Consider the following 25,309-nt stretch of genomic DNA (forward strand, 5'->3'; position numbering starts at 1 on the left):
TATAGCGTTTAAATGTAGAAAATTAATTTTATATTTAATACATTTAGGGCATAAACAATCAGGTACATGAGCAAATTTTATTACAACGACGAACAGGCGTCGTATGACGCTATTGTTGTCGGAACTGGTATCAGCGGAGGCTGGGCCGCAAAAGAATTGTGTGAAAAAGGATTAAAAACATTAGTTCTGGAACGAGGTAGAATGGTCAAACATATTCAAGACTATGAGACCGCTAATTTAGATGCCTGGGATTTTCCCAATGGTGGCGAACCCACTACAAAACAAAAGGCTCAACAACTCAAACAAGCTCGGACGGGATATACTACAAAGGCGGCCAGCCGTATGTGGTTCGTGAACGACTTGGAGCACCCTTATAATGAAATCAAACGTTTTGATTGGATGCGAGGATATCATTTAGGGGGACGATCCCTACAATGGGGCCGTCATAGTTATCGTTGGAGCAATATTGATTTTGAGGCGAACAAACGCGAGGGAGTTGCGGTGGATTGGCCGGTACGATACAAAGATATCGCACCTTGGTATGACAAGGTTGAATCCTACATCGGGGTGAGCGGGGAACTTCTTGAGCTTCCACAATTACCAGACGGGCAATTTCTACCCATGATGGAACTGAATTGTGTAGAACAACATGTTCGGGAAAAAGTTGCCGAAAATTTTGATGGCCGGGTTGTTACTGCGGGCCGTGTTGCACATATTACAGGGGATAAGACGTTTGATGGACGTACTAAATGCCAATTTAGGAACCGTTGCATTAGAGGATGTCCTTTCGGCGGGTATTTTAGTAGTCTTTCCTCTACCCTACCAGCGGCGGAACGCACAGGAAATATGACGTTACGACCGGATTCCATTGTTCATGAAATACTGTATGACCCGGATACCAAAAGGGCCACAGGAGTAAAAGTCATTGACCGTACTACAAAAGAGAGTTATGAATTTAAGGCCAAGGTTATCTTCCTTTGTGCTTCCGCGATGGCATCGACTTCTATATTGATGCAATCCAAGTCGGATAGGTTCCCCAACGGTTTGGGCAATGATTCGGATCAATTGGGCCGTAATATCATGGATCATCATCTTAGGGTGGGTGCCCAAGGTAAGTTTGATGGTTTTGATGACAAGTACTATAAAGGAAGAAAACCCAATGGCATATATATCCCGCGTTTTAGAAATCTAGGAGGAGATTCCAATCGTAAAGAGTACAAAAGAGGCTTCGGATATCAGGGTGGAGCCAGTAGGGGCAACTGGGACGATAGTATTGCAGAGCTCGGTTATGGAAAGGACATGAAGGATGCCATTTTAAAACCTGGGGGGTGGACCTTTGGTATGGGTGGTTTCGGGGAGGTCTTGCCCTATGAGGACAATAGATTTACCTTGGACTATGACAAAAAGGATCAATGGGGGCTACCTACATTGACTTTTGATGCGGAATTGCAAGAGAACGAGTACGAGATGCGCAAGGACATGAAAGCTTCGGCTGTGGAGATGTTGGAAAAGGCCGGTCTCCGTGATGTTGAACCCTTTGACAGCCCGGGAGCTTTAGGTCTTGGCATTCATGAAATGGGAACTGCCCGTATGGGAAGAAACCCTAAGACATCGGTGCTCAATGGACATAATCAGGTCCATGCGGTGCCCAATGTTTATGTAACGGATGGCTCTTTTATGACCTCGGCCAGTTGTGTAAACCCATCCTTGACCTATATGGCTTTCACCGCCAGAGCGGCCGATCATGCAGCAAAAGAACTTAAAAAAGGAAATATATAATGGATAGAAGAAAAGCACTTAAAAATATGGGGCTCGCCATGGGCTATTCCGTTGCTACCCCAACACTGATCAGCATAATGCAAAGCTGTAAAAATGAAACGGCCTTGGAATGGACACCGGATTTCTTTTCCAAGGATGAAGGAGCTGCATTGACCAGACTGGTAGATATTATTCTTCCGAAAACGGATACGCCATCGGCATCCGAAGTTCAAGTACATATTTTTATTGATCGTTTTGTGGACCAGGTTGCGGAAAAGGAAGAACAGGATTTTGCAAAAATGTCCATGGGCCGTTTTCTTGATAAGGCTTTGCAAAATTCCGGAAAGGAAAAAGCTGGAGAGCTAACTTCCGAAGACTTGGAACATGTTCTTGCAGAAGCTCTAAAAGTGACCAAAGATGATGAAATGAAGAATCTTGAGGCTATCCAACAATACAATGAAGCCATGGCAGAAGGAAAGGAAGCAAATTTGGATGATAGTATTTCTCGTTTTGCGTTTGCCAAAAATCTAAGGGATATGACCATTTGGGGTTATAAAACCTCTGAATATGTTGGGGAACAGGTTTTGGAATACCTTCCAGTTCCCGGGGAATATATTGGTTGTGGTGATGTTCAGGAACTAACTGGGGGCAAGGCTTGGTCCATATAAAAACAAATTCATGAAAAGACGAAGTTTTATACAGAAAACCGCATTGGGCAGTGGAGCAATTTCCCTGGGCGGGGCAATGGTATACGCCAAAGGTCACAAACTGGAGGCTCCCCATAAATTTAACCTAAAATACGCCCCCCATTTAGGCATGTTCAAGGAACTTGCGGGAGAAGACCCCATAGACCAAATCAATTTTATGGCAGATCAAGGGTTCACTGCCTTTGAGGATAATGGCATGATGAAGCGTGATGTGGCCTTACAGACCAAAATGGGGGAAACCCTTGCCAAACGCAATATGACTATGGGCGTCTTTGTTGTAGACAAAGGCGGCAATATGGCCAATACACTCGCTGCGGGTAAACAAGAATATCTGGACATATTCTTGGATGGCTGTAGAAAAGCTGTAGAAGTGGCCAAACGTGTAAATGCAAAATGGATGACGGTTGTTCCCGGTGGATTTGAACGAAACCTTCCCATAGGGGTACAGAATGCAAACGTTATTGAGGCCCTGCGCCGAGGGGCGGAAATTTTTGAGCCTCACGGATTGGTTATGGTGCTTGAACCGCTATCGGATTCGCCAGACCTGTACTTGAGAACATCGGAACAGACCTATTTGGTTTGTAAAGGGGTAGATAGTCCATCATGCAAAATATTGTACGATATCTATCATATGCAGAAAAATGAAGGCCACCTCATCCATAATATGGAACTCACCTGGGATGAAATCGCCTATATTCAAATTGGGGACAATCCAGGACGAAAAGAGCCCACCACAGGTGAAATCAACTATAAGAATGTCTTTAAGTGGATTCATGAGAAAGGTTTTGATGGTGTTTTGGGCATGGAACATGGAAACTCCAAACAGGGTAAGGGCGGTGAGCAGGCCGTTATAGATGCCTATAAACAGGTGGATAGTTTTTTATAGCCCAATAGCTATTTTAGGATTACCTCTATAATTGTATCGACATCGTCCTTTCGGTTCTCTGGGATTTCCAACAGAAGGCCATATTTATCCAAACGATGGTTAACCTTGACTTTGTCCTTATAGAACGTTACTGATTTAACTTTTTCCTTAAATGGATTAATAAGTAAGACCTCCTTATCCCAATCCAGCACATGAATATAAAGGGTTTTTCCCTTTTGGGTGCTAACACCCCAATCCTCAGGAGCTACAATTCCCTTTCGCGTTCCGTAAATGGTTTCTCCGTTCTGGTTCATCCATTCGCCCATGGCCTTGAGCGATGCTTTATGTTCAGACTGTATTTCCCCATTGGGCATAGGTCCAACGTTCAGCAACAAGTTAGCATCCCTGCCCGCAGACTTCACCAACATATGAACCAATTCCTTAGGTGACTTGTGATTATCGTCCAGAAGGTTAAATCCCCAAGAACCATTTATGGTTAGGCACATTTCCAGTGGAAGCTGACTTATAGGTCCTTTATTGAATCCTGCAGTATTTTCCCCAGGAAGATCCTGCTCAAACATTTGAAAGTCCTCCCCTGGATATGGGCTCACGTGATGATTACTTCCAATTAGGGCTCCTGGTTGAAGTTCGTGAATCATTTTATAGGTCTTCACATGTTGCCAATCCGCGTCTTTTTTGTCCCACATGCCATCGAACCATATTCCTCCAATTTCGCCATAGTTTGTCAACAACTCTCTCAATTGGGCATTCATATATTCTATGTATTTGTTCCAGTTGCCGCTTTCCGGACGACCCGTATATCCCTGGCCTGTTCTCCCGCGAGGGTAATAATCCGGATGGTGCCAATCTAACTGTGAATAGTAAAAGAAAAGCTTTATCCCTTGTTTTCTACATTCTTCGGCCAGCATTTTAAGTACATCCTTGCCATAGGGTGTGGTATCCACAATATTATAATCCGAAATATCGGAATCATACATGGCAAAACCATCATGATGCTTACTGGTTATGGTAATGTATTTCATCCCAGCATTTTTCACCATCTGTACCCATTCCGCAGCATCAAAGTTTATAGGATTAAAAAAGCCGGGCAATTTTTCATACTTGGCAATGGGAATCTTTTTTTGTTCCATGAACCATTCTGCTACACCCGGATTTCCACCACCACCCATAACGCTATAAACTCCCCAATGCACAAAAAGACCGAATTTAGCATCTTGAAACCATTGCCGATTTTCTAAATTTTCTTTTGTTGGTTCATAAACCTCTTGGGCAAAACCTATATAGGTCATAATTAAAAAAACTGTTGCGAAAATTGAGTTTTTTATCGTCTTAAACATGATCTTTTAGGGTATTTCGGGTGTATTTAATTTGGCCAAGGAAGCATTGATTTGCTCCTGGGTCAATTCATGTTTCACTATTTTTCCTTCAAAATAATCATCATAGGCCTTCATGTCAAAATTGCCATGTCCACAAAGGTTGAAGAGAATGGTTCTTGATATGCCCTCCTCCTTGCACTTATTGGCTTCGGCAATTACCGTAGCGATGCCATGTGTAGCTTCCGGGGCTGGGATTATACCTTCGGCTTTTGCGAAAAGTACTCCGGCATCAAAAACCTCCAAATTATCATGGGCCACGGCCTCGATCAATTTATCCTTCAACAATTGGCTTACAATAACCCCTGCTCCATGATAACGGAGTCCTCCTGCGTGTATGGGTGCCGGCACAAAATCATGTCCCAAGGTGTACATGGGCAAAAGAGGTGTCATACCTCCAGTATCGCCAAAATCATATTTGAACACCCCTCGTGTCAATTTTGGACATGATGTAGGTTCACTGGATATGCAACGGATGTTTTTCCCTTCTTCAAAATTTAATCGCAGAAAGGGAAAAGCGATACCGGCAAAATTGGAGCCACCACCGAATGGTGCAATTACGATATCCGGCATATCCCCGGCTTTTTCCATTTGTTTTACGGCCTCCTGCCCAATTACGGTTTGGTGGAGCTTAACATGGTTGAGCACACTTCCTAGAGCGTATTTGGTTTGATCATCGCGCATAGCCGCTTCTACAGCTTCGGAGATTGCTATTCCCAAAGAACCTGGGCTATTAGGGTCTTGGGCCAAAATCTTCTTGCCAGCCTCGGTCAAATCAGTGGGAGAAGCATAAACTTTTGCCCCCCAAGTGTTCATCATAGATTTGCGGTAAGGCTTGTGATTATAGGAGAGTTTTACCATATAGACTTCACAATCGATGTTAAAATGTTGGCATGCGAAACTCAACGCGCTACCCCATTGCCCGGCACCGGTCTCGGTAGTAATTCTTTTAACTCCTTCTTTCTTATTATAGTAGGCCTGTGCAACAGCTGTATTGGGTTTATGTGAACCGGACGGACTTATCCCTTCATATTTATAATAGATCTTTGCCGGGGTATCCAATGCCTTTTCCAAGCCGTAGGCCCTGTACAAAGGAGTAGGCCTCCATAACCCGTAGATATTCCGTACCTCATCAGGTATGGAAATCCATTTTTCCATACTCACCTCCTGCTCAATAAGGGCCATGGGAAACAGTGGGGCCAAAGCCTCGGGACCAATGGGTTCCAAAGTTCCTGGATGTAGGGGAGGCAATGGTTTATTGGGCATATCGGCAACTATATTGTACCAGTTTTCCGGAATCTCATTTTCTTCGAGCGTAAATTTTCGTTGTCTCATAGCTTTTTTATTTAGTTGGACTGATGTTTTAAATATAGCGAAAGGTTTTAATAAAAATCTTTTTGTTGAACTATAATGAGTCTACTTTGATACTGATAGCACCCCCGAAATAAATGCATTTTATCGAAAAAATTTGAGTTTTCGATAAACTACACACAACTGACGTAAGTTTTGGTTTACATTTACGTTAAAATAGTATGTCCCCCTATATCTACCTTCTTGGCGTTTATGTGCTTTTGCTCTTGATTTCAAAGGCTTTCTATCTTTTTTATCTTAAGAAAAAGCTAGATTCGTAGACCTTATTGTTATCCCGCAAACAAAGTCCAACACTTTAATTCTACTTATCGAAACTGCCCGTGCAGCTCTGATACCGATTCTCTTGCTCAATTCTAAATACAGTTAATTTCCTTTTTGTCTTTAAAAGAGATTTAACAAATTTTTCACTCTGTTTGTAAAATTAATGTAATCTTTTTTCGTTTTTCTTGCGTATATATTAAACAAATTTTATTGGGGCATGGACAATTATCTCGTTATCTTAATGATATACCTTGCGGCCTATATGTTCTCTATAGCATTAAAGCCGTACTTTAAAAAATAGATTGGTCTACAATCAGATTTCTACTTACTCTTAAGTACGCCGTGTGTGCATACATTCCCTCGACTTTCATTTGAAGAACTGAAAAAGCCCCAGCATAATAAATACCAGGGCTTTTTAATCAATAAACACTATCACATTCTGAACCCTATTTAGACAACAGGGCTTTTCAGCGCAAAATTATGACCCACACATGAGGCAATCATCATCTGCCTGGCCTTCCTTGGCCCGTGCGATCATTTCTTTCATTTCTTCAGCGGTCATAGGCCGTATATCCGATTCTTGTTGTTGAACTACTGGAGTTGGCTTAACCTCAATCGCTTTTGCCTCTTCAGGGGCAGGAGGTATGGCCGCGGCAACTTCTGCTTCAGCGGCTACACTCACAGGTATTTCCTTTTTCTTTGTATTGTCCAAGGTGAACTTAATGGCATCTACAGCTGCCTTGGTTCTCAAATAGTACATCCCTGTTTTTAATCCACTTTTCCAAGCATAAAAATGCATAGAGGTCAATTTGGAATAATTGGCATTTTCCATAAACAAATTCAGTGATTGACTTTGGTCAATGAAATACCCACGCTGACGGCTCATATCTATAATATCTTTCATACTGAGCTCCCAAACGGTCTTATACAATTCCTTGATTTCCTCGGGAATTATATCAATGTGTTGGATAGAACCATTGGCACGCATCAACTCCTGTTTTAGGTTTTCATTCCAAATCCCCAATTTTACCAGGTCTTCCAAGAGATGTTTGTTCACTACTATAAACTCCCCGGACAATACCCTTCGGGTATAGATATTCGAGGTATAGGGTTCAAAACATTCATTGTTACCAAGTATCTGTGAGGTAGAGGCCGTAGGCATCGGGGCAACCAGTAGGGAGTTACGAACACCATGTTTCATAACCTGTTTGCGCAATTTGACCCAATCCCATCGACCGGAAAGTTCTTCATCCTTGATGCCCCAAAGATTGTGCTGAAATTTACCTTCTGAAATTGGAGAGCCCTTAAAGGAAGAGTAGGCCCCATCCTCCTTGGCCTCTTCCATGGAAGCGGTAACGGCAGCATAATACAAAGTTTCAAAAATGTCATGGTTCAATTCCTTGGCCTCATCACTTGTAAAGGGCAGGCGCAACGTAATAAAGGTATCTGCCAATCCTTGAACGCCCAGACCAATGGGTCTATGCCGCATATTGGAATTTTCCGCTTCCTTAACTGGGTAATAATTTCTATCTATAACCCTGTTAAGGTTCTTGGTTACCCGCTTTGTAACCTTAAACAATTCTTTATGGTCAAATTTGCCCCCTTTGATGAACATGGGAAGTGCTATGGAAGCCAAGTTGCAGACCGCTACTTCATCCGGAGAGGTATACTCCAATATCTCGGTACAAAGATTGGAAGATCGGATGGTGCCCAAGTTTTTCTGATTGCTTTTACGATTGGCCGCATCCTTATATAGCATGTAAGGCGTTCCCGTCTCAATTTGGGATTCCAATATTTTCTCCCATAAATCCCTGGCCTTTACCGTTTTCCGCCCTTTATCCTCGGCCTCATATTTTAAATATAATTTCTCAAATTCCTCACTATGATTTGAAAACAGTCCTGGGCATTCATTAGGACACATCAAGGTCCAATTTTCATTGGCCTCCACACGCTTCATGAACAAATCCGGAATCCACATGGCATAGAACAAGTCACGGGCACGCATTTCTTCTTTTCCGTGGTTCTTCTTTAATTCCAAGAAGTCAAAAATATCTGCATGCCAAGGCTCTACATAAATGGCAAAACTTCCTTTTCGTTTTCCACCTCCTTGATCAACGTACCGTGCCGTATCATTAAATACGCGCAGCATGGGTACAATACCATTGGAAGTGCCATTGGTGCCGGCTATATATGATCCCGTGGCCCGAACATTATGGATAGAAAGTCCAATACCTCCAGCAGATTGTGAAATTTTGGCGGTTTGCTTCAAGGTGTCATAAATGCCATCAATGCTATCGTCCTTCATCGCCAGAAGGAAGCAGGAAGACATCTGTGGTTTGGGCGTTCCGGAATTGAAGAGCGTAGGTGTTGCATGAGTGAAGTATTTTTTTGACATCAACTCATATGTCTCCAAGGCGGATTCCAAATCATTCAAATGAATTCCAACGGCAACACGCATTAACATATGCTGGGGTCGTTCGGCTATCTTGCCGTTCAGTTTTAGGAGATAGGACCGCTCCAAGGTCTTAAAACCGAAGTAGTCATACCCAAAATCGCGATTATATATGATGGTAGAATCCAATTTTTCGGAATTCTCGGAAACTACCTTATAGACCTCATCGGAAAGAAGTGGGGCTTTTTTACCCGTTCTGGGATTTATGTATTCGTACAAATCCTTCATGGTTTCGGAGAAGGATTTTTTGGTATTCTTATGTAAATTAGAAACAGAGATACGAGCGGCCAATTTCGCATAATCCGGGTGTGTTGTGGTCATTGTAGCAGCTTGCTCAGCGGCTAAATTATCCAGCTCGGAGGTGGTAACGCCGTCATAAAGTCCCTCTATTACGCGCATGGCCACTTTTATGGGGTCTACCAATTCGTTGAGGCCATAACATAGTTTTCTGACCCTTGCCGTGATCTTATCGAACATCATCGGCTCTTTTCTTCCGTCCCTTTTTACTACATACATTTTCTTTACGTTGTTTTAGTGATGTGTTGGTAAATTGTGTTGGGTTTTCTAAGGTCCCGTGGCTATAAGCTTATCCGAGCAGATTTAGAAATCCGAGTAATTGAATATTTAAAAATCGGCGTCAAAACTGATTTTCTGTGAATCCTCATCCTTTTCTTTGTTGAGGACACCAGCTTTTTGGTATTCCGATACCCTTTTTTCGAAGAAATTGGTCTTCCCCTGCAGTGAGATCATATCCATAAAATCAAATGGATTGGTAGAATTATATACTTTTTCGCATTGAAGTTCCACCAACAACCTATCGGTTACAAATTCCAAGTATTGGGTCATTAGTTTTGCGTTCATGCCTATCAGGCTTACTGGCAGGGACTCAGTAATAAACTCACGCTCTATATCCAGGGCATTTGTTAGAATCTGTGTAATCCTTTCTTTGGGCACCTTGTTAACCAAGTGATGGTTATGTAGATGAACAGCATAGTCACAGTGCATACCTTCATCCCTGGAAATCAGCTCATTGGAAAAAGTCAATCCAGGCATCAACCCCCTTTTCTTCAACCAAAATATGGAACAAAAAGCTCCAGAAAAGAAAATTCCCTCTACGGCGGCAAAAGCGATCAATCGCTCGGCAAAGCTGGGGGAATCAATCCATTTAAGAGCCCAATCTGCCTTTTTCTTGATGGCTGGAAAGTTTTCAATGGCTTGAAAAAGGATGTTTTTTTCTTTTTCGTCCTTTACGTAGGTGTCTATTAAAAGAGAATAGGTCTCGGAGTGGATATTCTCCATCATAATCTGGAATCCATAAAAGAACTTGGCTTCGGAATATTGGACTTCATTCACAAAATTCTCGGCCAAATTCTCATTTACAATTCCATCGGATGCGGCAAAAAAGGCTAAAATATGCTTTACAAAGTAACGTTCATCTTCACTTAACTTATTGTTCCAATCAGATAAATCCTGATGTAAATCTATCTCTTCGGCAGTCCAAAAACAAGCTTCGCACTTTTTGTACCATTCCCACAAATCATGATGCTCAATAGGGAATATCACGAATCTATCCTTGTTTTCCTGTAAAATGGGCTCTTCGACTGTCGACATAATTTGTTAAGCTTTTTTAGTTATTTGAAGATAAAAATACCTTTCGGGGGAGTAACAAAGATTCAAAAATGTTATCAAATTGTAAAGGCTGTTTTATCAAAACCGGTTCAAAGTTTTTAACACAGGTTGTTGAAATCCATCCTCGCAAGTGATGAACATTGCCCTAATCAGAAATTAAAAATTTCGTATTCTATTTTATTGGCGTTAAACAAAATAAATAGACCGAAAAGTATGAAAAAAACATACTTTTCGGTCTATTGGCCAATGTAGCCGTGGAAGTTTTTAAGAAAGTCTTTTCGTTCCATCAGCTTTCCTTTCACTTTTTTAGGTTTCAAATCGGAACGCTGTAAGAACTAAGGTTTTCCCACTATAAAAAGCATTTACTAATACCGCCAAACCGTACGGCCATCTAATTACATCATTAACTGATGCTCATCGCGAAGGATGCTGATTCAGGTAGTTCCCCCGAAACCTATAATCGAGCAAAAACCAACGAGTTGGTTCGGTATCCGTTACGCAACGATTCATTAGAGCCGTACATACTGGATTGGCAGTGCTATTTAGTTCTTCATAATTTTTTCGTTTTCATAGAATACATCCCATATCCTTAAGAAAATACATTTGACCTAATGCTATTTATTAAAATAGACATTGTACATAAATGAATTCAACTATGGTAAGAGGGGGCCAAAAAATAAATATAATTTGAAATTAAATGTAGGCCAAAATATCATTAGATTACCGTAAAAATAAGAAATTTCAATTCAACCACACCTTTGTTAAAAAATATATTACAAGAGTAAAACATTTTACACTTGTTTCCTATACGAATCATTAACAAACTTTGATGTCGATTATTTGCATTATTTTTTCATAGTGGACTTGCCACAAAACTTCCTGAAATGGTAATCTCCTGCTCATCAGCATTGTACATGGTAATCTCTAGAGATCCTTGCAAAAAATCATCATGTAACCCAGAAATAGTGATTGTGCCTTGTTTAGCAAAAAAAGGAAGCTCCCCAAGGGCTTTGAAGTTTGCATATCCAAAGATTCCATCAAAACTATCCATGAATCCTTCGATATTCTTGGTCACCTTGTAGGTTCCAACGGGTAGTTCATTGGAGCTGTCCTGCTGAGAAATTAGAAATTCCAAGGCATGTTGATGGCCTTCTTCAACATTTTCCAATTTAAGAACCAAAGTGGAGGTGAAAGTTCCGTTATTTGCCTCCTTAATTGAGGTCTCAAACCTAACCTTGCCTTCAAAAACAGTATTTACAACACCTGTAGCCTCCAGGATATACTTACTCCCTAATTCATTTGGATTCCCAAGGGGCACTTCTAACCGATAATTGGAGATTAGAAATAATGGCAATAACGCAAGTAAACCTACTTTGGCTACTTTGATAATGAATTGAGACATGGTTACCAATAAATTATTTCTGAGTTTTGCTGGAGGGCTCCTCCTTATAAGAAGTTCTTACAACTTGGCCTTCCTGGCTTAAAGTTGAATTACTCAAGGTAACTTCTGGATTGGCAAGACTATAGCTCAATATCTTCTCATCCTTTTTCTCCGACATTGTGGCGATGATGATTGTAAGCACCAAAAGGATGAACATCAGCATACATTTTTTCATAACTCTGTTTTTGGTTCTATTGTTCGATTTTTACATCTGAGTGGGGAGAACTTAAACAAATCTGAATTTTAATGAATCTAAAGTATAACATGGTGCCGCATTCAAAAAACAATTCTGTATGAACGGTAAAATATCCTGTATGAATGGTAACCTTGGTTGTTTTACAAAAAAAATAAAGGTCAATTTAAAGGATATTCCAAAATGCCCAAAATCTACCATCCTTGTTTCTTTTTGGGCCAGCTACACTTAATTTGCCCCCATCAGTACATCTTTTTACTTTAAATTGACCTGTATTTTTATATTTGATTTAATTACCTTTAAAAGTTATGTTGGAAGCCGTAATAGTGGATGATGAAGCCAAAGCTCTCCAAAGTCTTTCCTGGGAGCTTACCAATTTTAGCGATGAGATAAAAGTTTTGGCCTCTTTTACCGACCCGTTGGAAGCTTTGGTATATCTGGGGAAAAACACCCCGGATTGCCTGTTTTTGGATATAGAGATGCCCACTATGGACGGGTTTCAATTTATTCAAAAGCTAGGGAACAAAAGTTTTCCGGTGGTCATTACCACGGCCTATAACCAGTATGCCATAAAAGCCCTAAAGAACGAAGCTATAGACTATCTATTAAAACCGATAGACACGGACGATCTTAAGGATACCATTGTAAAAATCAAAAAATATAACACAAAGAGTTTTACAGCGGAAAGATTGGAAAATATTTTGCTTAATTTCAACGCCAACCCGGTCCATAAGAAGATTACCTTCAATACAGATGGCAAGTTGTTGTTCTTGGAAAGTGAGGAAATACTGTATGCCGAATCCGATGGGAATTACAGTACTATTTACTTGGTGGATGGGCAGAAGATAGTCTTGACGAAAAAACTTAAGGAAGTAAATGAACTACTCCCGGACGATTCTTTTTTTCGGATACACAATTCCTATATCATTAATCTAAACAAAATAAAAGAGTTCCTAAAAACGGATGGTTATGTTGTGCTAAAATCCAACCATAAAATCCCTGTTTCCAGACAAAAGAAATCCGATTTTTTGGACAAATTATAGGTCACTATATGCGGTCCAGAATCAAACAATTAGCGCCTCTTGGTTTTTTTTTGGTTTTTACCAAGCAAAAAATATGTTGGCTATTATTCCTGTTTTTTGTTTCCTATAGTAGTGTTTCACAATTCGTTCCCGCCAGCTTTAAGAAAACAACGGATAGTATAATACAATCCGATCCAAATTACACCCAAATACATGTGCTGCTAAGGTCCCATCGAAACGATACCGTATTAATGCGGTATCTCGCAAATTCCGCGGCCCAAAGTGGATATATCAAAGGACAAACCTATGCCCTAAATCAGCTGGGTAGAAGATATCGCAATCTATCGGAATATACTAAGTCTATTGCACTACATCAGAAGGCTTTGGATTTGGCCACTAAATCCAATGATTTGGAGTTCAGGGTGTCCAGTCTAAACATGTTGGGCGTTGTCTACACGAGAACTTCTTCCATACGAACGGCAATGGATTATAATCAAAAGGCATTGGAACTGGCGGAAACCGTTGAGAGTCCTTCCACAGGTTTGAAACGAAACATAAACGTGTCCCTAAACCGTATTGGCAATCTATACCAACTTTTAAAGCAATATGATCTGGCCATAGAACATTTTGAGAGGTCCTTAACTCTGGAAGAGGAATTGGGTAATACTCTGGGTCTAGCCATTAATTACCAAAATATCGGGGAATGTCTAGAAGAGCAAGGCCAATTGGGTGAAGCACTGGAAAACTATAGGACTTCCCTCTCTTATAATGAGGAACTGGACAATGATATGGGGCGTGTTATCTGTAAGAACAGCATAGCCCAAATATACATTAAACAGGATAGGTCCGAAGAAGCCGTAGAAATCCTTGAGCCTACCTTGGTCATTGCAGAGCGATTGGGCGATGGTTTTCTATTATCCCCGGCCCGGATAAATCTTGGATGGGCACAATTATTGGCAGAACAATTTAAAGAAGCTAAAGAAAATATGTTGCTAGGGTTACAAATTGCGGAGAAGTATAATCTGCGGAAGGAGTCTGCCCAAGCCAGTCATCTTTTATCCGAATTATTCCAGCAAACCCGTGACTACAGACAAGCCTTGAACTACAAACTAAAAGCTGAAAATCTGGACAAGGAAATTCTGAATGAAAGTACCGTTCGCTATGTAAACGATGTTATTTTCAGGTATGACTCCGAAAAGAAGGGCAACCAAATCGAAGTCCTTGCGAAGGAAAACGAAATTGTTCGGTTAAAGCTTCGGAAGAATAACCAAACGCTTCTAGCGAGTGGAATAGCTTTGGCCTTGCTAGCCGGTATTTTCTACATTCTTTATCGCCAATATCAGCTTAAGAACGAGAAGAAGCTACTTACCTTGGAGCAGAGTATGCTTCGTAGTCAAATGAACCCCCATTTTTTGTTCAATTCCCTTAACTCCATTAAACTGTATATCATCAACAATGAACAAAAAAACGCGGTTCATTATTTGAACAAATTCTCTAAGTTGATACGTAAAATCCTGGAGGCATCTTCCCTTAAGGAAATACCCTTGGCCGAGGAACTGGAAACGGTAGAGCTTTATATGAATATAGAGAACATAAGGTTTTCCAATGAAATCGATTTTAAAATAATAGTGGACGGGGATATTGACGTACATCAGATAAAGATTCCATCGTTAATTTTACAACCGTTCTTGGAAAATGCCCTTTGGCATGGACTTTCTTCCAAAGAAGGGGAAAAAAAGATCGGTCTCCATATAAGTAAGGGAAAGGATGGTTTTGTACACATTGCCATTATGGATAACGGCGTAGGAAGGGATGCCGCTGAAAAAATAAAGGAAGGAAAAGTGTTAAAACGTAAGTCCGTGGGCATTGATATTACCAAGGAGCGTCTCGCCAATTTTTCTCGGGACTATCAAAATTCATTTGAGGTGGAAATAATAGACCTTTTCGATGAAAACGGAAAATCATCGGGGACCAAGGTGATACTACACATACCTACTGTTTAAGGTGTTCCCTGGCGATTACTTCCAACTCTGTATACCATTTTTCACCAAATTTTCGAATCAATGCCTCCCTTACAAATTTGTAAATAGGGACCTTCAGTTCTTCTCCTAGAGTGCAGGCGGGGTCACAAATCTGCCACTTGTGATAGTTAACAGCGATCAGCTCCGAATATTCCTTAACACGAATGGGGTACAAATGACAGGAAACCGGCTTTCTCCACTGGGTAGCTCCTTTATTATAGGCTTCTTCAAGACCACACTTTGCGATACCTTTTCCTGAATATACCACATAGGCACACTCACTATTGTTTATCAGAGGTGTTTCCCATTCACCGTCCTCTCCCTTTACAAATGCACCTTGTTCTTCAATTGCGGCAATTCCATCTTCACGTAAAAATGGCTTGACCTGCTTATAAATATCCACTAAGATTTCGGTTTCCCTCTCTTCTAAAGGTGCCCCGGCCTCACCATCAACGCAACATGCACCCTTACATGCCGTAAGGTTACAAACAAAATCATTTTCCAATATTTCTTCGGAAATAATAGTCTTTCCCAGTTGAAACATAGCCTATTTTATTAGGGCATTCAAAGATAGGTTTTCCTAAATACTTCCAGCGCAATTATTTTTTGAAATGGTCATCCAAAAGCTGCCGTTTCAACGTACATTTGGCACAAATTTGTCAACCATGTCATTACATTTTAATGTAAGGGAAATTGCCTCTGCTACAATGATACTTTTTGCGGTAATCGATATTGTGGGCAGCATTCCGATAATCATAAGTCTTAGGAACAAAGTGGGGCATATACAATCCGGAAAAGCTTCCATTGTAGCTGCATGCCTTATGGTCGCATTCCTTTTTGTAGGCGAGGAAATCCTTAATCTCATAGGCATCGATATAAATTCCTTTGCGGTAGCCGGGGCCTTCATCCTGTTCTTTTTGGCTATTGAGATGATTTTGGGCATTACCCTATACAAGGATGATGAACCTAAGAGTGCCTCCATTGTGCCCATAGCCTTTCCTCTGATTGCCGGGGCCGGAACCATGACATCCATCCTTTCCATTCGTGCGGAATTTTATGTGGAGAACATCATTGTTGCCATTATTTTAAATACGATCTTTGTCTACCTTGTATTGAAATCTTCCAAGAAAATCGAGAGGGTTTTGGGAAAGGGTGGTTTAAGCATTATCAGAAAGGTATTCGGGGTAATCATTTTGGCGATAGCCGTAAAATTGTTCGCCTCAAACATCAATCAATTGTTGGCTTCTTAATTTGTAATTCCCATGAACAGGACTTTGACTATAATCTTAATTATCTTGGCCCTAGGCCTAATTGCCTATAATGTTACCTTGGTAGATTTTGGGAATCCACTTCAGGGAGATAGTACTATAGCACTGATAGGTATTTTGGCTTCTCTGTGTGCTATAGTTCTACTGTTGATATACATTACCTCAAAAAAGATCCAAAAGAAAATCAACGAAGACAATTAGTTCTGTGATTCTATCTTTTCAGCATCACCTTGCCGTATGGTGGGTCTGTCCAGTTCTAATACCTCTTGTAACATGGCATCGGCAGCGGCCTTAATTTTGGCATGTACATTAGGGCCGAACAACTGTTCGCCCAAGGCTGCTTTAAGGTAAAGCTTAATGCGGTCTTCAAAATCATAAAAGTTCATTTTCAGGTTTCGGGAGATGGAATAATCCACGAACTGCTCGAACAAAATATCATCGACCCTAAAATCGCTTACAAATCTTTCTTCTGTCCAATCCGCATAGCGTCTCCTATCCTCGTCCAAATGTTCAAAAATAAAAAAGGACAGGAACCCTAGGCTATCCATACTTTCTACAGCCTCCTCTTCATTTGTCCCTATGGGCACAAAAACATCAGGGATAATCCCGCCCCCGCCATAGACGACCTTACCGTTCGGGGTAGTAAACCTAAGGGAATCCGCAACTTTTATACTATCCACAGAGACCAGTTCCCCATTGTGGTAACGATCGGTAAACTTTTTGTAGTAGTCCTTGGTTCCATTCTTGTAGGTCTTTTGTATGCTGCGACCCGTAGGAGTGTAGTAGCGGGAAACCGTTAATCGCACTGCTGAACCATCGCCCAGTTCCATTTCTCGCTGGACCAACCCTTTCCCAAAGGAACGACGACCCACAATGGTGCCAATATCATTATCCTGTAACGCTCCTGCAATGATTTCACTTGCCGATGCCGATCTTTCGTTGATAAGCACAAAAACGGGCTTGTCCTCAAAACTTCCATTATCCGTGGCGTAAATTTTGTCTATTCTTCCTTTTTTGTTCTTGGTAAAGAGAATTAATTTACCCTCCTCCAAAAATTCGTCCGCCATTTGTTCAGCTATTCCTAAATACCCTCCTGGGTTGTCCCTTAGGTCTAATGTCAATTTCTTTGCCCCTCGCCTGCTCAGCTCCTTAAGTGCCTCCTTAAATTCCTTAAAGGTAGATTCCGCAAAACGGTTTACCTTCATATAGCCCATATCCGGAGTAAGCATGTAATAGGCCTGTACGCTCTTAATGGGTACAATATCCCGTTTTACATCTACGGTAAACACCCGTTCCTCAGCTTTTCGATAAACCTTTAATTGAACATTCGTACCCTTTTTGCCCCTCAATTTTTCTACTATACGGTCGCTCGGCAGGTTTCTACCATAAAGTGTATCGTTATCAGCCATTAAAATCCGATCTCCCGCTTTGATACCCTTCAAAAAACTGGGCCCCTTATCTATCGTCCTAATTACGGAAATGGTATCCCTATAGGAATAAAAATTTACCCCGATACCTACAAAATCCCCTTTCATATTTTCGGACACCTTGCTCATTTCCTGTTTGGGAATATAAACCGAATGTGGATCCAGTTTTTCCAGGATATTGTTGACAGTTACATCCACAATGCTATCCGTATTGATTTCGTCCACATATTCATAATCGATATAATCAATTAGTCGGTTTAGCTTATCTTTCTTCGAATTTGTAGTGAAAAGCTTCTCTGGCGTGTCATTAAAATGAAGCTTGCCCCCAACAAAAATGCCCAGCGCCAGTGCTGCGGCGATAATGGTTGGCCAGATGTAACTATATTTTTTGCTCATTTGGTGTCTTTACTTAGATGACCGTTTCGATTTGGTCCATATGGACCAGTTCTACTCCAGCCCTTTTTAAAAACTCTAATCCGGAGTTATCTTTATATGCCGTTTGGTAGACCACACGTTTTATGCCAGACTGATGAATCAGTTTACTACATTCCTTACAGGGGGAAAGGGTAATGTACAAGGTAGCTCCTTCACAGGACTGTGTGGACGAAGCTACTTTACTTATGGCATTGGCCTCCGCATGAAGAACATACCATTTGGTATACCCTTCATCGTCTTCACAGATATTTTCAAAACCCGTTGGCGTTCCGTTATAGCCATCTGAAATGATCATCCGATCTTTTACAATGATGGCCCCAACCTGTTTACGCTTACAATAGGAGAGCTTGCCCCATTCCTGAGCCATTCGCAAATAGGCCTTGTCATATTTCTCTTGCTTGCTCTCCTTCATACTTACTGAAAGGCACTAAGATACCTGCTTTACGAAAGCCCTACAACCTTAATTGGGTTAATTTTAAGTGAAAACCTATAGAGGAAACGTATTGACCAACATGGGTATTGTAATACAGATAATTAAAATAGAAACTATCCCAACAAAAAGGGATTGACTTACTTTTAAACCCGACTGGAACAAATAGGCCAATACCAAAACGGAAAGTACGATCAATACCTGTGCGATTTCTATTCCAGTAGCAAATCCCAATAGGGGGGATAATTTTTCCTCTTCCCCGGCAATCAGCATTTTAAAATAGTTGCTAAAACCAAACCCATGGATGAGTCCAAAAAATGCCGTAGCCAAAATGTGAAGCAACATGCTTTTGTTTTTTTGGGATGTCCTCATATATATCATATTAAAAAAAGCCGTCAGTAGAATAGTCACCGGAATCAGGAACTCTATCCAAGTGACATCCATGACCACCAATTCATAGGCTGATAGCGACAGGGACAAACAATGGGTAACGGTAAAAATCGTGGCCAAGAGCACCACTTTTTTCCAACTTTTAAACGTAAAAGGAACGGCCAAGGCGCATAAAAACAGAATATGGTCGTAGGCAGAGAAATCAAGTACATGATCCAGCCCAAGTTTTATATAGAACCAAAAATCTTGCATTGTTTAGGGTTTAGGGTTTAGGGTTTAGGGTTTAGGGTTTAGGGTTTAGGGTTTAGGGTTTAGGGTTTAGGGTTTAGGGTTTAGGGCAAAATTACCGAATTGCGATTACAGATGGATATATTTTTGAATTCAAAATTTACCATCGTTTAAGTAGCAAAGTAGTGCGTTGGTTTTCCATATTTACAGTCCTTTTCCATACCTGATTCCTATCCGATACCCCGCTCTGCCTGTATCTCTTCATAGGCCTTCTGCACCTGTTTGAACTTTTCCTCCGCTCCTTTTTTTATGGCCTCATCTTGAGTATTTACCCTATCTGGATGGTATTTTTTCGCCATGGTCCTATAGGCCTTTTTGAGTTCTTCATTTGTGGCGGACTTATCGATTTCCAAAATTTTATAGGCATTGTCGGCAGACTTGATGAACATCGCCTTGATACTTTCAAAATCCCGCAAAGCTACGCGAAGGTATCCCGCAATTTCACGTATTTTATCAATTTCAAATTGGCTTACGGAACCATCGGCCTTGGCAATACTAAATAAAAAATGGAGCAACTGTAACCTAACTTCATATCGGGTACGCTGGTTTAAATAGGTACAAATACGTTGGGCGGATATTTCCCTGTTCTTATTAATTTCATTAAACGTCCTAAATATGGCATTCGCCTTTTCCTTCCCATAAGTGCTCACAAAGTATTGTCTAACATAATCAAGTTCCCTTTGGGTAACATTTCCATCAGCCTTAATAACTATGGAGCAAAGGGATATTAGATTTAGTTCAAAATCTGCTGGGGAAACCTGCTGTCGCGAAATATCCCTAAAAATAGTACGGGCACCCCCACCACTGCTATTCAAATTATCGATAAAACTGCCCAATAGAAATCCCAGAATGGCTCCCGGAAGGCGAAAAAGATAATACCCTAAAATGGCAGTAAACCACTTGACCATGTGCTTTCCCAATTTTGGCAAAGATACGCCCCCATCCACTCCCTTACAAGGGGAAAACCAATTCGCCCAATAAAACGTTAACACTTGTACAAAAAGGTATGAATTGGTTATCTTTGCTTATCAACAAAAAAATGAGTCTATGTATCCAGAAGAATTGGTAAAGCCTATGAGAGATGACTTGGCATTGGCCGGGTTTGAAGAATTATATACCGCAGGTGCGGTCGAAGAGAATATTAACCAAGATGGCACCGTACTTGTTGTGGTAAATTCCGTTTGCGGATGTGCTGCTGCCAACGCAAGACCGGCCGCAAAACTAAGCTTGCAAAACGATAAGAAACCGGATCGTACGGTTACCGTGTTTGCCGGGGTAGACACTGAAGCGGTAAATGCGGCACGAAATCTTATGGTTCCCTTTCCTCCGTCTTCCCCAAGTATGGCGTTGTTTAAAAATGGTGAATTGGTGCATATGATCGAGCGTCACCATATTGAGGGTAGGCCAGCAGAAATCATTGCCGAAAATTTGACAGAAGCATATAATGAATTTTGCTAAGAGGTTCTAAGCTCAATAGTATAGCACTTTAAAATGATACCAAAAACCGTTTCCCTAAGAAGCGGTTTTTTAATTTTGTAGCATGCGTAAAATCCTGGCATATCCACTTACCATTATCTATTTTGTGTTTTTCGGGTTGGTTCTTTTAATTTTCCACCCCATTCAATGGATATGTTTAAACCTATTCGGTTATTCGGCCCACAAAAAAAGTGTAAGCCTTTTGAATTGGTGTTTGTTACGATGTACCCATATTTTGGGCACCACCTATTCTTTTAAAAACCTCTTTGACATTCCTGAAAACAGACCGCTTGTTATCGTGGCCAATCACCAGAGCATGAACGATATCCCTCCCCTTATTTGGTTTATGCGAAAATATCATCCCAAATTTGTGAGCAAAATCGAGTTAGGTAGAGGCATTCCCAGCGTTTCCTTCAATCTAAGGCATGGAGGCTCTGTCTTGATCGATCGAAAGGATAGCAAACAGGCCTTGGCACAGATAGCCAAATTGGGCAAATACATACAGGAGCATAACCGTAGCGCTGTCATTTTTCCCGAAGGCACCAGAAGCCGAAACGGAAAACCAAAAAAATTCCAACCTATGGGGCTTAAAATACTATTACGAAATGCACCTTCGGCCCATATAGTACCTATAAGTATCAATAATTCTTGGAAGATGTTACAGTACGGTAAGTTTCCGTATGGCATTGGCAACCATCTTACTTTTACGATACACGCCCCAATTGAAAACAAAGGAAACGCCGACGAGTTGATCGCCCAAACAGAACAACAGGTAACCGCTGGAATAGTATGAGATCTATGAAGGATGCCGAAATAATCGAAGGGACCATATCCTTTGTAAAGGAAACCTTAAGGGAGGCCGAAGGTGGCCATGATTGGTTTCATATTCAAAGGGTCTTCAACAATGCGCTACATATAGCTAAGACCGAAAAAGTGGATGTACAGGTAGTTTCACTAGGAGCACTTCTACATGATATTGCCGACGCCAAATTCCATAATGGTGATGAATCGGTTGGGCCAACACTGGCAAAATCTTTTTTGCAGTCGCTTAAAGTACCCAAAAGTACTATTGCCCATGTCGTGCAGATTATTCAAAACATTTCATTCAAGAACAGTTTAACAAAAGATAAGGTACAGCCCTTTAATTCTAAAGAACTGCAGGTGGTGCAAGACGCCGATCGGTTGGATGCTATGGGCGCCATTGGAATAGCCCGCGCCTTTAATTATGGTGGGTTTAAAAACAGAAAACTCTACGACCCGAAAATTGCCCCAAACCCACACCTTACCAAGACACAATATAAAAACTCCAATGCCCCGACCATCAATCATTTTTATGAAAAGTTGCTGCTCCTCAAGGACAAGATGAACACGAATACCGGAAAACGTTTGGCCCAAGAGCGACATCAATTTATGCTTAATTACCTAGAACAGTTCTATAGGGAATGGAATCCCATGGAACCTAGATCCTAGTAATTGTGAACATGGATGCTTATGTATTTCGCCATCCCTGCTTCGCATAAAAAATCTGTTGGTATAGGTCTATTCTAAGGGTAAATTCTTTCCCTAATTTTTGTATCTTCCGAGACCATTTTATAAACCCAACGACAAGATGCAAAGAAGAAAGTTCATCAAAAATGTAGCGGCGACCTCAGCCGCTTTTTCCATTGTTCCAAGCCATGTTCTTGGAAAAACACATATTCCGCCTAGTGACACCCTGTATATTGGTGCCTTTGGCGTAGGAGGAAGGGGATCGGGAGTAATCCGTGGATTGGACGAAACCAAAAAAGTGAAGTTCGTGACACTATGTGATGTGGATGATAGAAGGGCTGCCGACACCTATAAAAAATATCCAAAAGCCAAACGTTACAAAGATTTTAGAAAGGTGTATGATCAACATTTAAATGAAATCGATGCTATTATGGTAGCTACGCCCGATCATACGCACGCCCCCATTGCCCTTCCCTTTATGAAGGCAAAGAAACATGCATATGTGGAGAAACCATTGACCCACAACATCAACGAAGCCCGAATGCTGACAAATGTGGCCAAAGAAAATGGTATCGTAACCCAAATGGGCAATCAAGGGGCTTCTAGCGATGGAAGTCGTGAAGCGAAGGAATGGATTCAATCCGGTATTATCGGCAAAGTATACAAGGTAGATTGCTGGACCAACCGCCCTGTATGGCCACAAGGCGTTCCTATTCCACAAGGGAAGGACCGTATACCCAAAGGTTTGGATTGGGACCTTTGGTTGGGACCGGCCGCTATGAGAGATTACAATGATTCCTATCTGCCCTTTAAATGGCGTGGATGGTGGGATTTTGGAACCGGTGCCTTGGGCGATATGGGTTGCCATATTATGGAAACCCCTTTTGGAGTATTAGATCTAGGCTATCCTTCGGAAGCAGAGGCCAGTTGCACAACCAATTGGGTAGGTGATTTTGTGGAAGCCGACTATAGCCAGTCCTGTCCTGCTTCATCGATAGTTCGGTTAAAGTTCCATACTGAGGAACATGGCGATATTGCCCTAAACTGGTATGATGGTGGGTTGAAACCGGACCTACCGGATGAACTAGGCGAGGGCGAGACTATCGGAGATGGTGGAGGAGGAAGCATTTTTTATGGCACCAGAGGCATTTTAGTGGCGGACACCTATTCCCGAAATGCAAGATTGCTGCCCAGTAAAAACATGAAATTGTTCAATGCACCCACCCCATACCTGAAGCGAATAGAAGGTGACACGGGCGGACATCAGCGTAATTTCGTTGAAGGCTGTCTTAATGGCGTGGAAACCTCATCGGATTTCAAGCGGTCCGGTCCGCTGACGGAAGCCGTTCTAATGGGCAACTTGGCCATAAGGGCTTTTCAACTTAAGGAAAAGAGGGCAAATGGCAGAGGGTTTGACTACCCCGGTAGGCGCAAAATCCTTTGGGATGGAAACAACATGAAAGTGACCAATTGGGAGAAGGCCAATGAATGGGTAAAAGGAAATTATAGAAAAGGTTGGGAAATATCCTAAAAACAGAAGTCAATGAAAAGTTCTTTATCGGCCCCTTTTAAATCAGGCCTTACCATGGTCTTCTTTTTATTTTTCTCCCATGTGGTTGTATCGCAGGATTCGAGCCAAGACCCTCCTAATTTCATTGTCATTTTTGCAGATGACCTGGGTTATGGTGATTTAGGTTGTTACGGGCATCCCACGATCAAGACGCCCAATCTGGACCAAATGGCCATTGAAGGTCAAAAATGGACCAACTTTTATGCGGCAGCCAGTGTATGTACCCCTAGTCGGGCCGCATTACTGACAGGACGTTTGCCCGTACGGAGCGGCATGGCCAGTAATAAAAGTCGCGTACTTTTCCCTAATTCCGTAAATGGCCTGCCTGCTGATGAAATTACTTTGGCGGAACAGTTAAAAAAAGTAGGATATTCCACGGCGTGTATTGGAAAATGGCATTTAGGACATAAAGAACAATACCTCCCGACCAACAATGGTTTTGATTATTATTTTGGGATTCCCTATTCCAATGATATGGATTTTGAGGGTAAAAAAGGGTACAGAAAGACCGTGGCGGATAATGACTTTATTGATACGAAAGACTTTAATGTACCTCTCCTTCGGAATACAAAAATTATAGAAAGACCTGCCGATCAGAATACCATTACCAAAAGATATGCTCAGGAGGCCGTGGACTTTATCAAAAAAAACAAGGATGAACCCTTCTTTATTTATCTGGCTCACAACCTGCCCCATATCCCCTTATTTGCCTCCAAAGATTTCGTGGGGAAAAGCAAAAGAGGATTGTACGGTGATGTAATAGAGGAAATAGACCATGGAGTCGGCCAAATTTTAAATACGCTAAAGGAAGAAGGCTTGGCCGAAAATACCATCGTGGTCTTTACTTCGGATAATGGGCCTTGGCTTCCCTTTGATACCCACGGCGGAAGTGCAGGCCTGCTTTATGCTGGCAAGGGCAGCACTTGGGAAGGTGGTATGCGAGAACCTTGCATTTTTTGGGGTCCGGGCCGCATTAAACCCGCGGTTGTTTCGGATTTGGGGTCTACTATGGATTTTTTTACAACCTTCAGCAAGCTGGCCGGGGCAGAAATTCCCAGTGATCGGCCTATGGATGGTGTGGATTTGAGCCAAACTCTTTTCAATGGGGAAGCTAGTCCCCGTGACTCCTTTTTCTATTACCGTGGTACAGAGTTGTATGCGGCCAGATCCGGGGATTACAAAGTTCATTACACTACACAAGGAGTCTATGGGCAGTTTGGGGAAAGGGTAGATCATATCGTTCCGCTTTTGTATAATTTAAGTGAGGATCCTTCGGAAGCCTACAATATCGCCGAAAGTCATCCTGAGGTTATTCAGGAAATAAATACCTTGGTAAAAGCACATAAGGAAAATATGGTGATGGGAAAAGATCAGCTTGCCGAAAGAAACTGAGAAGGCACCATCTATCAAATTCGAAAAACAA

Annotated in this window: 23 protein-coding genes; 12 read left to right on the top strand and 11 right to left on the bottom strand. The window is 41.5% G+C overall.

Features of this window, described 5'->3' with window-relative positions:
- Positions 1 to 66 precede the first annotated feature (66 nt).
- From D7Z94_RS01800 to D7Z94_RS01810, 3 genes are read left to right on the top strand one after another with little or no spacing between them, the layout of a single operon-like run.
- On the top strand, positions 67 to 1,779 hold the full coding sequence (locus tag D7Z94_RS01800) for a GMC oxidoreductase (RefSeq protein ID WP_120709792.1): 1,713 nt from the start codon (positions 67 to 69) through the stop codon (positions 1,777 to 1,779).
- Positions 1,779 to 2,426, top strand: coding sequence for a gluconate 2-dehydrogenase subunit 3 family protein (locus D7Z94_RS01805; RefSeq protein ID WP_120709793.1), 648 nt, complete (start codon positions 1,779 to 1,781; stop codon positions 2,424 to 2,426). The genes D7Z94_RS01800 and D7Z94_RS01805 overlap by 1 nt, the downstream gene beginning before the upstream one ends.
- 10 nt (positions 2,427 to 2,436) lie before the next feature.
- Positions 2,437 to 3,351 (top strand): hydroxypyruvate isomerase family protein, encoded by a 915-nt coding sequence (locus D7Z94_RS01810; RefSeq protein WP_120709794.1) that lies wholly within the window; start codon positions 2,437 to 2,439, stop codon positions 3,349 to 3,351.
- Between the two features lie 8 nt (positions 3,352 to 3,359).
- On the opposite strand, the gene D7Z94_RS01815 is transcribed toward D7Z94_RS01810, so the two are convergent.
- The 6 genes from D7Z94_RS01815 to D7Z94_RS25520 all read right to left on the bottom strand — a co-directional run bounded on the left by D7Z94_RS01815 (position 3,360) and on the right by D7Z94_RS25520 (position 12,053).
- The gene (locus D7Z94_RS01815) at positions 3,360 to 4,688 is read right to left on the bottom strand and encodes an alpha-L-fucosidase (protein WP_317125756.1); all 1,329 of its coding nucleotides are present in this window, start codon (positions 4,686 to 4,688) and stop codon (positions 3,360 to 3,362) included.
- 6 nt (positions 4,689 to 4,694) lie between these two features.
- Positions 4,695 to 6,059, bottom strand: a complete 1,365-nt coding sequence (locus tag D7Z94_RS01820; RefSeq protein ID WP_120709796.1) for a TrpB-like pyridoxal phosphate-dependent enzyme — start codon at positions 6,057 to 6,059, stop codon at positions 4,695 to 4,697.
- A 775-nt stretch (positions 6,060 to 6,834) separates the two neighbouring features.
- Positions 6,835 to 9,324, bottom strand: coding sequence for a ribonucleoside-diphosphate reductase subunit alpha (locus D7Z94_RS01825; RefSeq protein WP_120709797.1), 2,490 nt, complete (start codon positions 9,322 to 9,324; stop codon positions 6,835 to 6,837).
- Between the two features lie 108 nt (positions 9,325 to 9,432).
- Positions 9,433 to 10,419 (bottom strand): ribonucleotide-diphosphate reductase subunit beta, encoded by a 987-nt coding sequence (locus D7Z94_RS01830; RefSeq protein ID WP_120709798.1) that lies wholly within the window; start codon positions 10,417 to 10,419, stop codon positions 9,433 to 9,435.
- Between the two features lie 871 nt (positions 10,420 to 11,290).
- Positions 11,291 to 11,839 (bottom strand): hypothetical protein, encoded by a 549-nt coding sequence (locus D7Z94_RS01835; RefSeq protein WP_120709799.1) that lies wholly within the window; start codon positions 11,837 to 11,839, stop codon positions 11,291 to 11,293.
- Between the two features lie 13 nt (positions 11,840 to 11,852).
- Entirely contained in the window at positions 11,853 to 12,053 is a 201-nt protein-coding gene (locus D7Z94_RS25520; RefSeq protein ID WP_147415811.1) for a hypothetical protein, read from the bottom strand.
- A 326-nt stretch (positions 12,054 to 12,379) separates the two neighbouring features.
- Here D7Z94_RS25520 and D7Z94_RS01840 point away from each other — a divergent pair, with 326 nt between their 5' ends.
- Both D7Z94_RS01840 and D7Z94_RS01845 read left to right on the top strand, forming a co-directional pair.
- Positions 12,380 to 13,114 carry a LytR/AlgR family response regulator transcription factor gene (locus D7Z94_RS01840; protein ID WP_120709800.1) on the top strand — a complete coding sequence of 245 codons (735 nt, stop codon included), beginning with the start codon at positions 12,380 to 12,382 and terminating at the stop codon, positions 13,112 to 13,114.
- Positions 13,115 to 13,122: 8 nt separating this feature from the next.
- Positions 13,123 to 15,096, top strand: a complete 1,974-nt coding sequence (locus tag D7Z94_RS01845; RefSeq protein ID WP_120709801.1) for a tetratricopeptide repeat-containing sensor histidine kinase — start codon at positions 13,123 to 13,125, stop codon at positions 15,094 to 15,096.
- Here D7Z94_RS01845 and D7Z94_RS01850 read toward each other — a convergent pair.
- On the bottom strand, positions 15,086 to 15,658 hold the full coding sequence (locus D7Z94_RS01850) for a DUF3109 family protein (protein WP_120709802.1): 573 nt from the start codon (positions 15,656 to 15,658) through the stop codon (positions 15,086 to 15,088). The genes D7Z94_RS01845 and D7Z94_RS01850 overlap by 11 nt on opposite strands.
- Positions 15,659 to 15,779: 121 nt before the next feature.
- Between D7Z94_RS01850 and D7Z94_RS01855 the strand changes: the two genes are divergently transcribed.
- Together D7Z94_RS01855 and D7Z94_RS01860 are read left to right on the top strand one after the other, a co-directional pair.
- Positions 15,780 to 16,364: a MarC family protein gene (locus tag D7Z94_RS01855; protein WP_120710837.1), complete on the top strand. Its 585-nt coding sequence runs from the start codon at positions 15,780 to 15,782 to the stop codon at positions 16,362 to 16,364.
- Positions 16,365 to 16,376: 12 nt separating this feature from the next.
- Positions 16,377 to 16,583 (top strand): hypothetical protein, encoded by a 207-nt coding sequence (locus D7Z94_RS01860; protein ID WP_120709803.1) that lies wholly within the window; start codon positions 16,377 to 16,379, stop codon positions 16,581 to 16,583.
- Here D7Z94_RS01860 and D7Z94_RS01865 read toward each other — a convergent pair.
- The 4 genes from D7Z94_RS01865 to D7Z94_RS01880 form a co-directional block, all read right to left on the bottom strand.
- Positions 16,580 to 18,205 (bottom strand): S41 family peptidase, encoded by a 1,626-nt coding sequence (locus D7Z94_RS01865; protein WP_120709804.1) that lies wholly within the window; start codon positions 18,203 to 18,205, stop codon positions 16,580 to 16,582. The genes D7Z94_RS01860 and D7Z94_RS01865 overlap by 4 nt on opposite strands.
- Positions 18,206 to 18,218: 13 nt before the next feature.
- Entirely contained in the window at positions 18,219 to 18,656 is a 438-nt protein-coding gene (locus D7Z94_RS01870; RefSeq protein ID WP_120709805.1) for a deoxycytidylate deaminase, read from the bottom strand.
- A gap of 75 nt (positions 18,657 to 18,731) precedes the next feature.
- The gene (locus D7Z94_RS01875; protein ID WP_120709806.1) at positions 18,732 to 19,316 is read right to left on the bottom strand and encodes a HupE/UreJ family protein; all 585 of its coding nucleotides are present in this window, start codon (positions 19,314 to 19,316) and stop codon (positions 18,732 to 18,734) included.
- A 206-nt stretch (positions 19,317 to 19,522) separates the two neighbouring features.
- Positions 19,523 to 20,260 carry a tellurite resistance TerB family protein gene (locus tag D7Z94_RS01880; protein ID WP_120710838.1) on the bottom strand — a complete coding sequence of 246 codons (738 nt, stop codon included), beginning with the start codon at positions 20,258 to 20,260 and terminating at the stop codon, positions 19,523 to 19,525.
- Positions 20,261 to 20,399: 139 nt separating this feature from the next.
- On the opposite strand from D7Z94_RS01880, the gene D7Z94_RS01885 reads away from it, so the two are divergent.
- The 5 genes from D7Z94_RS01885 (at position 20,400) to D7Z94_RS01905 (ending at position 25,278) form a co-directional block, all read left to right on the top strand.
- Positions 20,400 to 20,810, top strand: a complete 411-nt coding sequence (locus D7Z94_RS01885) for a BrxA/BrxB family bacilliredoxin (RefSeq protein WP_120709807.1) — start codon at positions 20,400 to 20,402, stop codon at positions 20,808 to 20,810.
- A gap of 82 nt (positions 20,811 to 20,892) precedes the next feature.
- The gene (locus D7Z94_RS01890; RefSeq protein ID WP_120709808.1) at positions 20,893 to 21,621 is read left to right on the top strand and encodes a lysophospholipid acyltransferase family protein; all 729 of its coding nucleotides are present in this window, start codon (positions 20,893 to 20,895) and stop codon (positions 21,619 to 21,621) included.
- 5 nt (positions 21,622 to 21,626) lie between these two features.
- The gene (locus D7Z94_RS01895; protein WP_120709809.1) at positions 21,627 to 22,298 is read left to right on the top strand and encodes an HD domain-containing protein; all 672 of its coding nucleotides are present in this window, start codon (positions 21,627 to 21,629) and stop codon (positions 22,296 to 22,298) included.
- 139 nt (positions 22,299 to 22,437) lie between these two features.
- On the top strand, positions 22,438 to 23,847 hold the full coding sequence (locus tag D7Z94_RS01900; RefSeq protein WP_120709810.1) for a Gfo/Idh/MocA family protein: 1,410 nt from the start codon (positions 22,438 to 22,440) through the stop codon (positions 23,845 to 23,847).
- A gap of 12 nt (positions 23,848 to 23,859) precedes the next feature.
- Positions 23,860 to 25,278, top strand: coding sequence for a sulfatase family protein (locus D7Z94_RS01905; protein ID WP_120709811.1), 1,419 nt, complete (start codon positions 23,860 to 23,862; stop codon positions 25,276 to 25,278).
- Positions 25,279 to 25,309 lie beyond the last annotated feature (31 nt).

Origin of the sequence: Ulvibacterium marinum (assembly GCF_003626755.1) — a bacterium.
Lineage (GTDB): Bacteria > Bacteroidota > Bacteroidia > Flavobacteriales > Flavobacteriaceae > Ulvibacterium > Ulvibacterium marinum.

Coding starts and splice junctions, on each gene's coding strand:
- D7Z94_RS01800 (WP_120709792.1), top strand. CDS start 67: ATGAGCAAATTTTATTACAACGACGAACAGGCGTCGTATGACGCTATT.
- D7Z94_RS01805 (WP_120709793.1), top strand. CDS start 1,779: ATGGATAGAAGAAAAGCACTTAAAAATATGGGGCTCGCCATGGGCTAT.
- D7Z94_RS01810 (WP_120709794.1), top strand. CDS start 2,437: ATGAAAAGACGAAGTTTTATACAGAAAACCGCATTGGGCAGTGGAGCA.
- D7Z94_RS01815 (WP_317125756.1), bottom strand. CDS start 4,688: ATGTTTAAGACGATAAAAAACTCAATTTTCGCAACAGTTTTTTTAATT.
- D7Z94_RS01820 (WP_120709796.1), bottom strand. CDS start 6,059: ATGAGACAACGAAAATTTACGCTCGAAGAAAATGAGATTCCGGAAAAC.
- D7Z94_RS01825 (WP_120709797.1), bottom strand. CDS start 9,324: ATGTATGTAGTAAAAAGGGACGGAAGAAAAGAGCCGATGATGTTCGAT.
- D7Z94_RS01830 (WP_120709798.1), bottom strand. CDS start 10,419: ATGTCGACAGTCGAAGAGCCCATTTTACAGGAAAACAAGGATAGATTC.
- D7Z94_RS01835 (WP_120709799.1), bottom strand. CDS start 11,839: ATGTCTCAATTCATTATCAAAGTAGCCAAAGTAGGTTTACTTGCGTTA.
- D7Z94_RS25520 (WP_147415811.1), bottom strand. CDS start 12,053: ATGAAAAAATGTATGCTGATGTTCATCCTTTTGGTGCTTACAATCATC.
- D7Z94_RS01840 (WP_120709800.1), top strand. CDS start 12,380: ATGTTGGAAGCCGTAATAGTGGATGATGAAGCCAAAGCTCTCCAAAGT.
- D7Z94_RS01845 (WP_120709801.1), top strand. CDS start 13,123: ATGCGGTCCAGAATCAAACAATTAGCGCCTCTTGGTTTTTTTTTGGTT.
- D7Z94_RS01850 (WP_120709802.1), bottom strand. CDS start 15,658: ATGTTTCAACTGGGAAAGACTATTATTTCCGAAGAAATATTGGAAAAT.
- D7Z94_RS01855 (WP_120710837.1), top strand. CDS start 15,780: ATGTCATTACATTTTAATGTAAGGGAAATTGCCTCTGCTACAATGATA.
- D7Z94_RS01860 (WP_120709803.1), top strand. CDS start 16,377: ATGAACAGGACTTTGACTATAATCTTAATTATCTTGGCCCTAGGCCTA.
- D7Z94_RS01865 (WP_120709804.1), bottom strand. CDS start 18,205: ATGAGCAAAAAATATAGTTACATCTGGCCAACCATTATCGCCGCAGCA.
- D7Z94_RS01870 (WP_120709805.1), bottom strand. CDS start 18,656: ATGAAGGAGAGCAAGCAAGAGAAATATGACAAGGCCTATTTGCGAATG.
- D7Z94_RS01875 (WP_120709806.1), bottom strand. CDS start 19,316: ATGCAAGATTTTTGGTTCTATATAAAACTTGGGCTGGATCATGTACTT.
- D7Z94_RS01880 (WP_120710838.1), bottom strand. CDS start 20,260: ATGGTCAAGTGGTTTACTGCCATTTTAGGGTATTATCTTTTTCGCCTT.
- D7Z94_RS01885 (WP_120709807.1), top strand. CDS start 20,400: ATGTATCCAGAAGAATTGGTAAAGCCTATGAGAGATGACTTGGCATTG.
- D7Z94_RS01890 (WP_120709808.1), top strand. CDS start 20,893: ATGCGTAAAATCCTGGCATATCCACTTACCATTATCTATTTTGTGTTT.
- D7Z94_RS01895 (WP_120709809.1), top strand. CDS start 21,627: ATGAAGGATGCCGAAATAATCGAAGGGACCATATCCTTTGTAAAGGAA.
- D7Z94_RS01900 (WP_120709810.1), top strand. CDS start 22,438: ATGCAAAGAAGAAAGTTCATCAAAAATGTAGCGGCGACCTCAGCCGCT.
- D7Z94_RS01905 (WP_120709811.1), top strand. CDS start 23,860: ATGAAAAGTTCTTTATCGGCCCCTTTTAAATCAGGCCTTACCATGGTC.